Annotated in this window: 15 protein-coding genes; 3 read left to right on the top strand and 12 right to left on the bottom strand. The window is 31.1% G+C overall.

Annotated features, from left to right (window positions below; all coding sequences use genetic code 11):
• The 9 genes from H6X70_RS15990 to H6X70_RS15950 all read right to left on the bottom strand — a co-directional run.
• Positions 1-323: hypothetical protein (locus H6X70_RS15990; RefSeq protein ID WP_194768703.1), on the bottom strand; the 323-nt coding region annotated here is incomplete at its 3' end.
• Positions 324-957: 634 nt separating this feature from the next.
• On the bottom strand, positions 958-1338 hold the full coding sequence (locus tag H6X70_RS15985; RefSeq protein ID WP_194768702.1) for a hypothetical protein: 381 nt from the start codon (positions 1336-1338) through the stop codon (positions 958-960).
• A gap of 209 nt (positions 1339-1547) precedes the next feature.
• Positions 1548-2357 (bottom strand): hypothetical protein, encoded by an 810-nt coding sequence (locus tag H6X70_RS15980; RefSeq protein WP_194768701.1) that lies wholly within the window; start codon positions 2355-2357, stop codon positions 1548-1550.
• A gap of 3 nt (positions 2358-2360) precedes the next feature.
• A complete protein-coding gene (locus tag H6X70_RS15975) occupies positions 2361-3293 on the bottom strand; it encodes a ParB/RepB/Spo0J family partition protein (RefSeq protein ID WP_194768700.1) in 933 nt (310 codons plus the stop codon).
• A 179-nt stretch (positions 3294-3472) separates the two neighbouring features.
• Positions 3473-4087: a hypothetical protein gene (locus H6X70_RS15970; protein ID WP_194768699.1), complete on the bottom strand. Its 615-nt coding sequence runs from the start codon at positions 4085-4087 to the stop codon at positions 3473-3475.
• A gap of 161 nt (positions 4088-4248) precedes the next feature.
• Positions 4249-4845, bottom strand: coding sequence for a toxin-antitoxin system YwqK family antitoxin (locus tag H6X70_RS15965; protein WP_194768707.1), 597 nt, complete (start codon positions 4843-4845; stop codon positions 4249-4251).
• A 220-nt stretch (positions 4846-5065) separates the two neighbouring features.
• Complete coding sequence (locus tag H6X70_RS15960) at positions 5066-5737, bottom strand: hypothetical protein (RefSeq protein WP_194768698.1); 672 nt, start codon at positions 5735-5737, stop codon at positions 5066-5068.
• A gap of 1155 nt (positions 5738-6892) precedes the next feature.
• Positions 6893-8086, bottom strand: coding sequence for a site-specific tyrosine recombinase/integron integrase (xerA, locus tag H6X70_RS15955; RefSeq protein WP_194768697.1), 1194 nt, complete (start codon positions 8084-8086; stop codon positions 6893-6895).
• A 298-nt stretch (positions 8087-8384) separates the two neighbouring features.
• Positions 8385-9149: a tetratricopeptide repeat protein gene (locus tag H6X70_RS15950; RefSeq protein WP_228530404.1), complete on the bottom strand. Its 765-nt coding sequence runs from the start codon at positions 9147-9149 to the stop codon at positions 8385-8387.
• 333 nt (positions 9150-9482) lie between these two features.
• Between H6X70_RS15950 and H6X70_RS15945 the strand changes: the two genes are divergently transcribed.
• The 3 genes from H6X70_RS15945 (at position 9483) to H6X70_RS15935 (ending at position 12977) form a co-directional block, all read left to right on the top strand.
• Positions 9483-10256, top strand: a complete 774-nt coding sequence (locus tag H6X70_RS15945) for an XRE family transcriptional regulator (RefSeq protein WP_194768696.1) — start codon at positions 9483-9485, stop codon at positions 10254-10256.
• Positions 10253-11593: an exonuclease domain-containing protein gene (locus tag H6X70_RS15940; protein ID WP_194768695.1), complete on the top strand. Its 1341-nt coding sequence runs from the start codon at positions 10253-10255 to the stop codon at positions 11591-11593. The genes H6X70_RS15945 and H6X70_RS15940 overlap by 4 nt, the downstream gene beginning before the upstream one ends.
• 277 nt (positions 11594-11870) lie before the next feature.
• On the top strand, positions 11871-12977 hold the full coding sequence (locus tag H6X70_RS15935) for a Fic family protein (RefSeq protein WP_194768694.1): 1107 nt from the start codon (positions 11871-11873) through the stop codon (positions 12975-12977).
• Positions 12978-13033: 56 nt separating this feature from the next.
• On the opposite strand, the gene mnmE is transcribed toward H6X70_RS15935, so the two are convergent.
• The 3 genes from mnmE to H6X70_RS15920 form a co-directional block, all read right to left on the bottom strand.
• Positions 13034-14437, bottom strand: a complete 1404-nt coding sequence (gene mnmE / locus H6X70_RS15930; RefSeq protein WP_194768693.1) for a tRNA uridine-5-carboxymethylaminomethyl(34) synthesis GTPase MnmE — start codon at positions 14435-14437, stop codon at positions 13034-13036.
• A gap of 9 nt (positions 14438-14446) precedes the next feature.
• Positions 14447-15277, bottom strand: coding sequence for a S1 RNA-binding domain-containing protein (locus H6X70_RS15925; protein ID WP_194768692.1), 831 nt, complete (start codon positions 15275-15277; stop codon positions 14447-14449).
• 328 nt (positions 15278-15605) lie between these two features.
• Positions 15606-15944, bottom strand: a complete 339-nt coding sequence (locus H6X70_RS15920; protein WP_194768691.1) for a DUF2853 family protein — start codon at positions 15942-15944, stop codon at positions 15606-15608.
• Between the last annotated feature and the right edge of the window lie 4 nt (positions 15945-15948).

Here is a 15948-nt window from a genome sequence, read left to right as displayed (position 1 = left end):
GTTCGAGAGTAAGAGTAAGTCCAACCTCTTATTTCATTTATAAAGTCAGATCCATATTTCGGCAAAAATTGGTTTGCGGAAATGCCTTTAATCAAATTCCGAATTGTTTTTTTATCCGATTTTATTTGGAATATATTTCCGCTTTCAGACTTTAGAATCACAATATTTTTTTCAGAATCAATTTCAATGATAATATGAGGTTTCCAGTTTATCCAGTCAGTTTTATTAATTCCTAAATCTTTGAATACTTTCCTCTCTGCTTGATTCCAAGTTGTACCGCTTCCTAATAGCGTTCTAAATAATATGTCGAGTAGTTTTATCAAATGTTTTACAACGGTTTCGTGTATGATTTGTGGCGTGATTCTGCACCAAATTTAGTAAATAAAAACTGAATAGAATATTCCGCAGGAATATTCATAAGTAAGCTAGAACTAGCCATAAATTATACACGTTGTTATAGCGCGTTTTTTTTTATTTCCGTAAAGTTCAGCCGTTTTTCTTTGGTTTTTAAATCCATAACAGTAAGTTTTTTACGTTCTGATTTGTTTTCCACAACAATATTATCCGTTTCTATAAAACTCAAAAGTGAAATTCCGCAATATAATTCTCCGCAATATTTATTTTCACAAACGGATTAAAACTCCGCAAACTTGCTTAAAAGTCAGAAGTTTTTAATTCAGAGTTTGAGTGAAAAAATCCGCGTAATATTTAGCTTTTTAATCCGCGTTTGAGTGAGTGTCAAATGCGCTATAACGGTCTCGTGTATGATTAGTGGCGTGATTTAGCGTGGAAGTTAACAAATAAAAACCTAATAGAATATTCCGCAGGAATATTCGTAAGCAAGCTCGACCTAGCCATTAATTATACACCTTGTTAGCAAATCGTTATTTTTCATTTTTAGTGTAATTCAATTTTTTCTAAGATTTGAGTGAGTTTTTACTCTTATAAACAATTTATTCAGGGAACATAAACTAATTGAATGTCAATTAAATATTCAGTATTATCTTCTCTTATTTCAGCATTCAGTACTAAATCACTCAATCCTTCTTCTTTTGTGAAAAGGTCTATAAGTACATTCCAATATTCCCCATAATATATGTAAACAGATGAATTCCAAGTTTCGTTTGGTAGTTCAATTAGTTCTTCTCCATAATCCTCAATATAATCTTTGATTTGTTTAGCAGTTTCATTTGAGATGGGATTCACATTTTTTATTTCTGTACTTAAGCTGTAGTCTTTATTGACAAAAGCGTTAACAATTGCTTTAAAACTCGGTCTCCAAATATGTGGAATGGGAAGTTCGTTTTCCTCATTTTTCTCAACTTTAATTTCATTCATTTTGTCAATCTTGATTAATTTAAGATTAGATTATTATTTTGCTTTTCTGGAGTGAGTTTGGTTAATGTTTGCTAACGTGTTTGTATAAGATTAGTTGCGTGGTTTAAGCACTAAAGTTAGCAAATAAATCACAGATAGAAAGTCCGCGAGGACTTTCGTAAAAAGGCTAAAACCAGCAATTAATTTTATACGGTGTTGGGCATAGTATTTTAATATTCTCTTGGTATCAAGGCAAACCATTTCTTATCTTTTCCTTTTTTGTCTTTATATGGATATCCATCTTTCCATAGAATAGGCATACTATTATTTGGTGGTGAATAGAAAAAACTAACTAAAAGACCTCTATCATAATCCAGACTACCTGACTTTTTCAATTTATTATTAAGGTCGATTAACTTTCTTTTTATTTTGTTGGAAAAGGTTTTACAATTTTCAGTATAATGTTGAAACTCATTTTCTCTTAGTTCAATTCCATTAACAACCTTGAAATTTGTTTCTTTAGAAACTTTTTCTATTCCTTCTGAAGTTGCACATATTGTTAATAAATAAGGTTTGTGACTTGGATTTAAAAGTAAATTTAATTTAGTTAAAATGTATTCAGTCGATTGAGTACCTGTTCCTATTAAATCTTCTACAAAAATTATAGTACTTTCTTCAGGTAATTTGCTTAATTCCCAACTATTCACAAATTTTTTATTACCAAATAATTTGGTGTGCCTAATTTCATAAGCAATTTTTCCACCACTTTTCCCTTCACTACCAAAAGAAGTTATAAATAGATTATCTGCATTAAATATTTCTGCATTATTCTCAACAATTTTGTGAATTACAGATCTAATTCTTTGTGCATCAAAAATCTCAATACTGTTAAGTAACTTAACTGTTTCTAACCAATTAAGATTAGTTTGAGATTTGAATTTAGGTACAGAATTAGGTCGATAACTTTGACATCTAATTAACTTTTGTTCAATTTTGTTTCCTCCAAGAAACTTGTATATAATTGATTCTATCTTTTCCATAAATTAATCGATAGATTCTATTATTGCGTCTAACCTTTTTTGTAATTGTTTTAGTTGGTCTTCAAAATATATATCACTTATTAGGTCAGGATTTATTTGATCTAGATTAGTGTTTAAGTAAGAAATGTATTTTAGAATATTTTTTCTATTACGTTCCTCTTCAAGATCTTCACTTACGAAAATTTCTAAACCAATATCATTATTGATAAATTCACTAATTTTATTGACGAATTCTTGAAAATTATTTGATTTATCATAGAAACCGAGAGCCTTTCTAATCTCACGAAGTTCTTTTACATCGCTAAAATGTTTCTGTTCCTTAAATTTATCTATACATTTATCTACGAAAAAACTAATTCCTTCTGGATATTTAAAATCAGGTTCATAACTTAATCTATTTGCGATTGGATGTAGTTCAATGAAAAAATCAGTCGATATTCTACCACCTTTTTCCATTAATATATCTCTATACTTTGGTGGATACCACAGTAAGGCTTTACATCTTCTAATTGTAGATCTGCTTACACCTGTAAATTCATTAAGTACAGTTTCACTATCAGTACCTAATTTGTCAATAATTATTTCGAGTTTTAATGCAGTAGGAAAAAGAGCCCATTCTTTTCTAAAATGGTGAATATTAAACATAAATAAGATATTTTGAGTAATATCTTTCGGTTCATCAATCACATTTGCTGGAATCGTTTCTAAACCAATTTCAGTTGCACATCTCCATCTTCTTTCTCCATCAAGAATAATATATTTTTCTTTTGGAAAATCTTTTGAATTCTGATAAACAGTTAGTGGAACTAAAATACCAACTTTTGAAATTGAACTTTTCAAATCATTCAATTCATTTGGTTCAAAAATCAAACGTGGATTGTATGGGTTAGGGGCAATTTCAGATACTTTTATTTCTCTTAATGTTTTATTTTCCATTTTGTGTTCGAATGTTTGTTATATTATGCCCAACGGCTTTGTGTATGATTAGTGGCGTTATTTAGCACGGAATTTAACAAATAATAACCGAATAGAATATTCCGCAGGAATATTCGTAAGCAAGCTCGAACCTAGCCATTAATTATACACCATGTTGTGGTGCGTTTTTTATTTTTATTTTATTCAGTTTGTCTTCCATTTTCTGTTACAGGTGGCGGTGGCAAATATGGCAAATCTTCCCAAAATAATATGTTCAATTCAAGTTTAGAATTTAATTTGTCAAATTCTTGAGTTAGATTGGTTAAAAATTTTTCAATTAGTTTAAGATTTTCATTTCTACTAGATTCCACAATTACTAAATAGCTTTCTGGTTTGTTTGACGCGTTATTTGATCGATAATATGTAAAGTCATTTGCTAAAATCCAAGTTAAAGAATCCATTCCAATTTCTCTATAATTGTTATTACTATCGTGATATAACTTTCCATTCACAAAAGTCACGTAATGTTTTGATTTAGGAGAAAACAAAATGGGTTCACAATGTTCAATCGGATAAATATTTCTTATTAAATTTTTACTATCGATTATTATTTTCGGTAAACTGTCATTGCATTTAATTTCATGAATTCGGTCAATTAAAGTTCCATAATCGTTAAATTCAGATATTTTGAGTGAAACACTTAAATTGTCATTTAGCCTTTTTTCAATTCCGTAATTTTTAATTCCTTTTACTTGCTTTTCGCAACTTGCAAAAACTAAAAAGAAAATTAAATATTTGATAAAGTACAATTTCATTTAGTGAGTTTCTTAAATGCACCACAACGTGCTTGTGTATGGTTAGTTGCGTGTTTTAATCACTAAAGTTAGCAAATAAATCACAGATAGAAAGTCCGCGAGGACTTTCGTAAATTGGCTGAAACCAAGCAATTAATTATACACGGTGTTAGCCACAGTTTTTATTCTTTTTTTACTTTTCCATTTTCATAAAATAGAGTTCTTTTAGTTAAAATTCCCTCGTTATTATAATTAGAGATTTCTTTAATTTTTCCGTTTTGATAATATCTTTTTAACTCTCCTATTACAAGCCCATTTTTAAATTCCGCTTTCAGTCGAACTGTTCCGTTTGAATAATAATTAGTTTCAATTCCGTTACAAACTTTTTCGCAATTCATAAATTTATAATTAGGAATTAATCCAAGTTTTTTAAGTTCTGCTTTACTTGCACTTTTTTTGTAAGAAAAATTGGTCTTATTAATATATTCTTCGATTTTCGGTTTAATTAAAGTGTCTGAATTTATTAGTTTGTCAATTATAATTTTATGTGTTTCTCCGATTTCAGTTGCGATAAGGCTATATTCTCCTTTGCTCGGAAGTATAATTGTTCCGCTGTCAAAGTCTGAAATATTGTATTCCGTTCCATTTTTTTCAAGATGATAGTAAAAACTTCTTTCAATTTTATTTGAACAAGAATCTTTCAAAAATAAATCGAATTTAATTTCTTGACTAAATCCAGAAATGGTAGAAAAAAGTATTACTAAAATCTTTATTTTCATTGGTTTTGTCAAATTGTGGCTAACGGTCTTGTGTATGGCTCGTTGCGTGCAAATTAGCGATTATCTTTCGGTTGAGCCACAAGCCAGATTTTTAAATTTTACTATTTATCTTTTATTGGAAATCGTCAAATTTAAAAATTTGGCGACTTTCCAAATACGCCTTAACTTCGGTTTAAGCAACTGAACAGCAATGAGCTATACACGTTGTTGCCAGTAGTGCTTATTTCTCCATATTATGATTCAATATTATATATTCCTTAATGTCTTTTAAAAATATAGCATAGTCATTTAAAACAATTTTTAGCTCCAAGGTGTGAAATTTTGGTTTATTTTTTAAATCGTTATAATTCAGCGTGTATGCAAAAACTACTGGATATTCTGAACCTTGATATGAATGAATTTGTGAGTTTATGAAAGAATGTTTGAATCCATTAGATATTTCGTTAATAGTTCGTAAAGTTTTTATATGGGAATTCAATTCTTGATTAAAAGCGTTTTCATTATGTAAAAATTCGCCAATGGAACTAACCTTTAATTTACTCGGATTTTTATTCTCTTTTTTGATAAAATCTAATAACCAAGTCAAAGATATTAATTCGTCAGCAGTCTTCCTTAGCCAATAGAAAATTTGTTCTGTTTGCATTTTTTGCTCATAAACTGTTGTCGGATTCAACATTGAATTTGATTTCAAATAATCTTTTAAATTGTAAAAGTCATTATACAGTTTTATAATCAAGTCGTTAATACATTCAACTCTTATTACAATTTCATGATAAGATAAATTTAAATTTCCGAAAACTGAATTTGCTGGTAATTTTAAAAAATCCGATGCGTTTAATATTGATTTATGTTTTTTTAATGATTCGATAATTGGATAATCAATTTTATTCACTGTTATTCTTTTTATGTATGCTGTTTCTCGCATTACTGGCAACGGTCTCGTGTATGAATAGTGGCGTGATTTAGCACGGAAGTTAACAAATAAAAACCTAATAGAATATTCCGCAGGAATATTCATAAGTAAGCTGGAACTAGCCATGAATTATACACGTTGTTAGGCACAGTAGTTTTTTTATCCGCTTCCCTCCTATTTTTTGTCTTTTTGAGTTCTTAATAATGTTGTAAATCAACCATTTTCTCAATGAAATCTTTAATTTCAAAATTCCGAAGCGTTGCTTTTGCGCAATATTATATTTTTCTTTTCTTAAAATCATAAAAGTAAAACTCCGCAATATTTCTCTATAAAATCCTAAATTTTAAATCTTTATAAAAATCCGCAATCTTGCTTTATATTTTGCTTTTTGCAATGTTTCTCAATTGAAAATATAAACAATGTAACTTGTTAAAAATCTCCGCAAACTTGCTTAAAAGTCAGAAGCAGTTTTGTAAAGAGTTTGAGTGTCAAAATCCGCGTAATTTTTGACTTTTTTCTCAGCGGCTGAGTGAGTTCCGCTATTGTGCCTAACGGTTTCGTGTATGATTTGTGACGTGATTCAGCACCAAATTTAGTAAATAAAAACGAATAGAATATTCCGCAGGAATATTCATAAGTAAGCTGGAACTAGCCATGAATTATACACGTTGTTAGGCACAGTAGTTTTTTATCCGCTTCCCTCCTATTTTTTATCTTTTTCAGTTCTCAATAATGTTTTAAATCAATCATTTTTTCAATGAAATCTTAAATTTCAAAATTCCACAGCGTTGCTTTTCTGCGTTATGTTTTTCCGCATTACTTTATTTTCTTTTTCTTAAAACTCAAAAATAAAACTCCGCAATATTTCTCATTAAAATCCTGAATTTTAATATTATAAAAATCCGCAACCTTGCTTTTTCTAATGGTATTTTTTGCTTTCTGCAATGTTTCTCAATTGAAAATATAAACAATGTAACTTGTTGAAAATTTCCGCAAACTAGCTTAAAAGTCAGAAGCAGTTTTGTAAAGAGTTTGAGTGTCAAAATCCGCGTAATATTTGGCTTTTTTCTCAGCGGCTGAGTGAGTTCCGCTATTGTGCCTAACTTGTTATATAAAAACAAATATAACCGTTAATCAAGAATTATTTCGGGATATCAGTACTTTTTTGTTGCTATGTCCCTTTTCATTTAATTGATCTATAGTTACATCTAACGGACTACTAATTTTCATCAAATCCTTTTGTGCAACATGCGTGTAAATCATTGTAGTTTCTGGTTTTGCATGCCCTAATAAATCTTGTATGTAACGTAAATCAACACCATTTTCTAACATATGCGTGGCATAACTATGTCGTAAAGTATGCGGACTAACACGCTTTCTTATATTTGCGGCTTTAGCTGATGCTTTTATAAAATGTCGCACAGAAGTATCGCTATAAATACCCCCATCGCGTCCCTCTATAAAGTATAAATTTGGCATATAGGTATTTAAATAATTTAATAACAATGGTTTTATAACTTCGCTCATTACAACAGTCCTGTCTTTTCTGCCTTTTCCTAATTTAATATGAACTTGACTTCGGTCAAAATCTAAATCTTCTTTCTTTAAATTCAGTAATTCACTTATTCGTAAGCCACTCGAATACAACAAACCAATTATAGCACGATGCTTTAAATTTTTAGTTACCTGAATTAGATCAATCACTTCTTCTTTAGAAAGTATAGTGGGCAAATACCTGCTTTTTTTAGGTCGCTCTAAATTACTCGCGTCAAAATCTTCAAGATTACAAAACGTACTTAATAATTTTAATGCACTTACACATTGCCTATGACTACTTATGCTATACCCCTCTTTTGCAATCACATCTTCAATAAAACGCTGCATATTACTTAGTCGCCATTCGGATATCGCAACAGACTTACTATAATGCATAAAACGTAAAACAAAAGTTCCGTAAGTAGAAATTGTCGAACTGCTATAACGCTTACCTTTTAAAAAAACAACAAATCGCTTTAAACAATCGCGTAGTTCTAATGGCAACTCTTTATAAAGTATAACACTGCTAAATCTATTTGTTTTATTCGGCAATTTAATTTTCTTCTTCATTGAACTATAATCAACATAATAATGATTTTTCTGTAAATATTTAATTAGTATTTGAACTGTATCTTGTTTATTTTTAACACAGTAAGTTCTATGATTTTCAGACCAAGACACACCAGGAAAAGCTTTAATATATGCTTTTACATATCTATTATAAATAAAGCCTATAGCAATGTGTTGTTCTTCACTTTGAATAAAAGGAGATAAAGTAATAACTGTACGCATTCTGAATATTTTATAGTTTACAGACATAATAAAAGTACAATTATATTATACTATTTCCTACAAATACTTCCTGTAATATTGTTTTCAACGGGTATATGTTGAAAATTTACCTTTTAAAAACCCATCAATTCATTTTAATCAAATACATATAGAAGGTCTGAAATTTATAAGTAGTAGTATTAAAAATTGAAACAAATGAATATCAAAATCACGACTTCATAAATAAAAAACACCCCATTAACATATACGCTAACGGGGTGTTTAAAAAAATTATAATGCTTTTATAAAGTATGAAATACTATTCTGTTCTGCTTAAATATTTATCAAGCGGCTCCAGCAGGTTATTAGCTTCGGTCATTTCATCCGAAAGTGTTTGAGCTTCGGTAACCATGGCAGTTGTTAACCCTTTTGTAGACGCAATATTTGTTCTTGCTCTATTTTCTGGTGAAGTATCTATAGTTGCCGATATTAAAAGAAGTGCGATTCCAGCCACCTTGTTTTCTTTAACTCCCTGACCGCGTATATACAACATCCCCAAATTTCCTACCGCCAATCCGTCTCCCTGAATTGAAGCTTTTCGGTACCATGCATTTGTCTTTTCAAAATCGACTGCCGTACCAATACCATTTTCATAACATACTCCAAGATTAAATTGTGCTGCCGAATTGCCTTGTTCTGCAGATTCTGTGTACCAATAAACGGCTTCTTTTGCATTTTTAGTGGTTCCTAGTCCCTGCTCGTACATAAGTCCTAAATTGTACTGTCCGTAAATATGTCCGGCTTTTGCCGATTCTAAAAATTCCTTAAACGCTAATGGCATATTGTTAACCTCGGCTGCTTTAAGTGCCGATACAAAATGTGCCTCGCCTTTGTCTTGATTTGAAGCTGATTCTTCTGTTGAAGTTTGATTTATTTTTGCTGAACTAGAATCATCTTGATTTGTTTGAACTACTTCTGCTTTTGTTTCGTTTGAAGCCTTGTCTTTACATGAAATACATGCATAAAGACATGTGCTTAGTAGAAAAATTCGGAAGGTAAAAGGCATTGTTTTCAATAGTTTCATTTATTAATTTTATTTAAGAAATTCGAAAAGATACATTAAGACTGACTTAGAAACATAATTAATTTCAGAAACAAATCATCTAAATAGTATAAAATCAAAAATAGTATTTTATAACAAAACAAACTTATAAGCACTGTCTTATTTTAAAAGTCGGTTTTAAAACACGACTCCCCTATCCACTTAATATAATAACAAAAAGTATCTTAAATGATTACTTATCAAATCACATACCTATAAGGCGAACATTTAACTATTCTTTTAAAGCAAACTATTTTTATCTCAAAACAAAAAAAACTACAAATAAAAGCATTTATTACTTATATTTGTAGCATTATGAAAATGATTGCTAAAAATATAAAACATTTAAGAACCCTAAAAAAGATTTCTCAAGAAGTCCTTGCAGACGAGCTCAAGGTCACACGATCTCGTATTGGGTCTTACGAAGAAGGTCGCTCTGCACCTACCATAGAAATGCTTATTCTATTGTCCGATTATTTTAAATTACCCATAGACATTTTATTGCGTAATGATTTAACAAAGGCTACAGATGCTTCGTTTATTGAAGTTGGTAATCAACGTGTATTGTTTCCTATTACAGTAGATAGCGACAACGAAAACTTAATTGAAATCGTTCCTGTTAAAGCTTCTGCTGGCTATTTATCGGGTTATGATGATCCTGAATACATTGAACAATTACAAAAAATTAAATTACCGTTTTTACCCTCCGGAAAACACCGAGCCTTTCCCATAAAAGGAGACTCTATGTTACCCATGAAAGACGGCTCGTTTGTTATTGGACGTTTTATAGAAGATAGAAATGATATTAAAACAGGTCGCACTTACGTTTTGGTAACCCTTAATGACGGGATGGTTTATAAACGAATTATGAATAACATCGATTTTAACAACTCACTTTTGTTAATGTCCGATAACAAAAAATACAATGATTACAGTATTCCTATAAATGAAGTCCTAGAAATCTGGGAATTCACCTGCAGTATTAATACTCAAGAATACAATGAAGAAGAGCTTAAACTAAGTAGCATTGTAAATATGTTTACTGAGCTTGGTGTAGAACTCAAAGCTTTAGAGCGCTTAGTACAATGATTTATACCGTAATTGATGTAGAAACTACGGGACCAAGTAATAAGATTACCGAAATCTCTATTTTTAGATATGAAGATGCTATTTTAATAGATGAATTTACATCTCTTGTAAATCCTGAAGTCTTAATTCCCGATTTTATAACGGATTTAACTGGAATTGATGATGTTATGGTTTCTAAAGCACCTAAGTTTTCTGAAATTTCCGAAAACATTTTAACCATCACCAAAAATGCTGTTTTTATAGCTCATAATGTGAGTTTCGATTACAATGTTATTAGAAATGAATTTAAAGCCATTGGTGTCGCCTTCAACAGAAAAAAGCTTTGTACCGTAAAGTTATCCCGAAAACTATTGCCTGGGCATAAGTCCTATAGTTTAGGTAAAATATGTACTGATTTAGACATACCTATAAACGGAAGACACCGCGCAAAAGGCGATGTAGAAGCAACAGTTATTCTTTTTAAAAAACTATTAAAAAAACCAGATGCTCAAAACGTTATTCAGTTATTTTTAAAAAAAGATTCAAAAGAAAAAAAATTACCCAAAAATCTTAAATCAGAAACCTATAACCAGTTACCCAATGCCGTTGGCGTCTATTATTTTAAAGACAAAAAAGGTACTATTATTTTCGTAGGTAAAGCCACAGATATTAAAAAACGTGTACTAAGTCATTTTAACAGCAAAGCTGAAAAAGAAGTTATTTTATCTCAAGAAACTGCCGATGTAGATTTTGAACTTTCGGGAAGCGAAACCATCGCTTCACTGATGGAAGATGCTGCCATTAAAAATCACATTCCAAAATATAACCAAGTCATAAAACGTGTACCAAAGGCTTACGGCATCTTTAATTACCAAGACCGTAATGGTATTTTGCATTTGGCTTTTAATACTTTAAAAGCAGCCCCATCCCCTTTCCAAATTCTACATAGCATTAAAGATTGTCAGCAATATTTAGAAAAACTATGCAAGCAATTTAATTTATGTCCGAAATATTGTCATTTACAAGAAGGTACTCCAGATTGTTCAACCCATCCCGTTCAATCATGCAAAGGCATTTGTAAAAATTCAGAATCGGTGGCACTCTATAATATTCGTGTGAAGCAAGCCATGGAATACTCCAAAAACAGTGCAAAAAATTTAGTGCTAAAACAACAAGGTCGACATGAAAACGAAAAGGCGTTTATCATGATTAAAGATAGTATGTATTGCGGATACGGGTTTGTTGACATTGAAGAACAAGTGATGACTTCTGAAGATTTAGAACCTTTTTTAATTCCGCAAAATGATAATGTCGATGTTCAAAGAATTCTGCAAAACGAACTTCTGAAAATTAATTAAAAGATTGAAACGTTTAGCTTTTTTTTTATTAAACCCCTTCAATCACAGACTTTTATATTTGATTAATGCACGTTTTAAAATTGAAACCCCAATTTATATCACAATTTCAATTTAATATTAAAAGACAAACAAGAACAAATTTCTATTGATTTCGCACTTATTATAGGTTAAATTCTCAGCAAAAAAAGATTACTTATTATAGTTTTGAGCCGATTAAATGACTTAATCGGCTCATATTTTACTTATATTTGAGCCAATAAAGATATTTTAATAGCTCATGCAGTATAATTGGCAACATAAAAACTGGCCTAATTTTATTTACGATACTTCTGGAATTGAAGAAATTGTTTTAAATTTTGCTTTAGAAACAGGAGAAGTAAAAGGACTAATTGAAGGTTTAACAGAGGAAAGCCAACAAGAAGCCATACTGCAATTTATGATCGATGAAGCCATAAAAACTTCTGAAATTGAAGGTGAATTTCATAGTCGTCAAGATGTAATGTCTTCAATTAAAAAACGCTTGGGAATTCACTCTATATCCGACAATATTAGAGATGTAACTGCTAAAGGTATTGCAGAATTAATGGTGGAAGTCCGTGAAAATTACGCCACTCCATTAAGTGAAAACCTTATTAAAAATTGGCATGACATCTTATTTGCTAATGATCGATTTATAAAAAATGGTACATACAGAACAGGATCAGACCCTATGGTTATTGTTTCTGGTAGCTATGGAAAAGAAATCGTTCATTATGAGGCTCCTCCTTCGAATAAAGTGCCTTCTGAAATGAAACAATTTGTTCAGTGGTATGATACATATACTATACATGAAAATAATGTAAAAGATAGCTTAATTAAAACAGCTATTGCGCATCTGTATTTTGAGTCTATACATCCATTTGAAGATGGAAATGGACGTATAGGTCGTGCTATTGCCGAAAAATGTCTTTCAGAATCATTAGGAAGACCTTTAATTTTGAGTATTTCTACTTCAATAGAAAAAGATAAATCGGCATATTATAACGCACTTAAAACGGCTCAAAAATCATTAGATGTTTCAGAATGGATCTATTACTTCTTGCAAATCATATTAAACGCTCAAAAACAAACAAAAACTACTATAGGCTTCACTTTAGAAAAGGTTAAATTTTTAGACCGAATAAATCCTAAATTAAATGAGCGTCAACAAAAGGTCATAACAAAAATGTTAGATAGTGGTATTGAAGGTTTTAAAGGAGGTATGACTGCTAAAAAATATATGTCGATTACCAAAACATCAAAAGCAACTGCTACTCGTGATTTACAGGATTTAATCGAAAAACAGGCTTTAATTGTTAGTGGATCTGGACGTAATGTTCATTATAATTTAAACATAACTTATTAAACAATTCTAATCTGTTTAATTTTTAAAAGCATGTAAAAAATAAGGTGTTCTAAGAGTTACTTCCCGATACAAAAGTTAGCAAATATATTACCAAGTAACTCATCGTTAGTTACTTGACCCGTAATCTCCCCAAAATGGTAGAGCGCTTGGCGAATATCAATAGCCATTAAATCGCTAGATAAATTGGTGTCGATGCCTTCTTGCACTTTTTGGATTTCTTCAAAAGCTTTTATTAGGGAATCGTAATGGCGCGTATTGGTGACAATAGTTTCATTGTTTCGTAAAGCGCCTGTGTTTACAAAACCAATCAGTTGATTTTTTAAATCCTCTACACCCCTATTTTCCTTAGCGGATAATAATATGTATTTAGAATTTTCTATACCACTTAAAAACGCTTCTAATTGCTCTACTTCAACTTCTGATAGCTTATCAATTTTATTAGGAACTATTAATAGTGGCTTTAAAGGATATTTATTTTTTATTTTTTCAATTTCAACTTGAAACTGCGCTGCATTTTCTACAAACTTGGTCGCATCAAATAAATATAAAACCACTTGCGATTGCTCTATTTTCTCGAAGGTCTTTTTAATTCCGATACCTTCAACCACATCTTTAGTTTCTCGAATTCCAGCAGTATCTATAAAACGGAAACCGATACCTTCAATGACCAATTCGTCTTCAATGGTATCTCTAGTGGTTCCTGCAATATCACTTACAATGGCACGGTCTTCATTTAAAAGCGCATTAAGTAAGGTAGATTTCCCCACATTAGGCTCGCCAACAATAGCCACAGGAATACCATTTTTTATCACGTTTCCAACAGCAAACGAATCTATTAAACGTTTTAAAACAAAGGTAATTCTTGAAATGAGTTCTTTAAACTGACTTCTATCGGCAAACTCAACATCTTCTTCAGCAAAATCTAACTCTAGCTCAATTAAAGAAGCGAAATTTAGAAGCTCTTCACGGAGTTTGGCAATTTCCGAAGAAAAACCACCTCGCATTTGTTGCATGGCAATTTGATGACTCGCCTCATTATCCGAAGAAATTAAATCGGCTACAGCCTCTGCCTGACTTAAATCTAATTTACCATTTAAAAAAGCACGCAAAGTAAATTCGCCTGCAGTGGCCATTCGGCAACCATGTCGCAAAAATAATTGGATTATTTCTTGTTGGATATAGCTTGATCCGTGGCATGATATTTCAACCACATTTTCACCTGTATACGAATTCGGATTTTTAAAAACAGATACTAAAACTTCATCAATGGTTCTATTTCCATCAATAATATGCCCTAAATGAATGGTGTGTGTAGGCTGTTTGGCTAGTAATTTACCTGAAACCGATTTAAATTGATTTTCGGCCAAGCTTATAGCGTCTTTTCCTGACAAACGTATTACGGCAATAGCCCCCGCTCCAGAAGGCGTTGCTAAAGCTACTATGGTATCTTGATTAATCATGGTATAAGTCTAAACTAAATAAATCCCATCCGATTTAATCTCAATCTGACGTTCTTTATAAAGTGCTCCAATGGCTTTTTTAAAGTTTTTCTTGCTCATTTGAAGCTGTTCTTTGATGTCTTCAGGACTCGATTTATCGGTTAATTTCATATATCCAGAATTGTCTTGAAGTTCGTGCAAAATACGCTCGGCATTTGGCTCTATGTTTCGGTAACCAATCTGTCCTAAAGAAATATCTAATTTATTTCCTGGACGTACTTTTTTAACAATGCCTTTTAACTTATCGCCTACACTGATATCTTTAAAAATCTGATCTTTATAAATTAAACCAGAATGGATTTTATTTACAATAACATTCATCCCAATATCCGATGGATGCGACACAATTAAATCGACTTCATCAAATTGCTGAACCGTTAAATTTGTATTATCTAAAAAACGATTGGTTTTACTAGACGCTACTAATCGATCGGTTTTTTCATCTAAATAACAATGTACCAAATACCAACCGCCTGGCTTCATTTTAAAAGCCTGTTCCTTAAACGGGCAAAACAATTCTTTTACAAGTCCCCAATCTAAAAAAGCACCATAATCGGTGACTTGATTACAGCGTAACAAAGCATAACCATCGCGCATAATATAAGGCATGTCGGTAGTCGCTACTGGGCGCTCTTCGTTATCTAAATACACAAAAACTTCTAGCTTATCCCAGATTTTAAAACTCTGTGGAACGTAGCGCGAAGGAAGCAAAACTTGGTTATCTTCATTATCAATTAAATAGATACCATGATCTGTTTCTCTTAGTATTTCTAATGTATTTACTTGTCCTAGTGTTATCATGTGGCAAAGATAATGATATTAAAGAAAGATAAGTTTAAGGATAATAATAAAATGATTAAGATTTTTGTGAGGCTTATTTGGTTTGATTAATTCCATCTATTATCAATTATGGATTAAGTTTAAGACTTCAAATAAGAGGGTGTTTGAAATAGAAAACATGAAATTAAGTTTAAAAATTCATCATTAGGGTGTTCGAGCAGAGTCGAGAACCACGACAATTCAATTAAAATAACTTCAAAAAAAAAACTGATTAAAAGTCGTTTTTAAAGCTGAATATCTATATTCAAACTTTAAAACTTTTAATCAGTTTTTTTTTTGAACTTACAATTTAATAAACAGATGCCATGTCAAAATGTTTGGTTAGCAAATAGTAAACCACAACCCTGTATTTATTTCTGTTTGAAGCGCCATATTGCTCCATAACTTTGGCAATGCCTTCATCTAAATGCGAACCATCAACCAAACCTAATTTTTTAATTAAGAAATTCGTTTTCACTCGGGCTATTTCCGATTCATCCGAACTTGAAACCGTTGAGGAATCGGCATTATAAATTGCTGGTCCGCAACCAATAGCTACTTTAGTTAACAATTCCATGTCGGCATCAATTCCACATTTTTCTTTTAAATCGGCCGCATATTTTACTATAAGCGCTTCTCTTTTATTCATAATA

This window comes from Tamlana sp. I1, assembly GCF_015355625.1.
Classification (GTDB): Bacteria; Bacteroidota; Bacteroidia; order Flavobacteriales; family Flavobacteriaceae; genus Pseudotamlana.
Note: the sequence above shows the minus strand (reverse complement) of the source record. Positions and strands in the feature narration are given on the sequence as shown.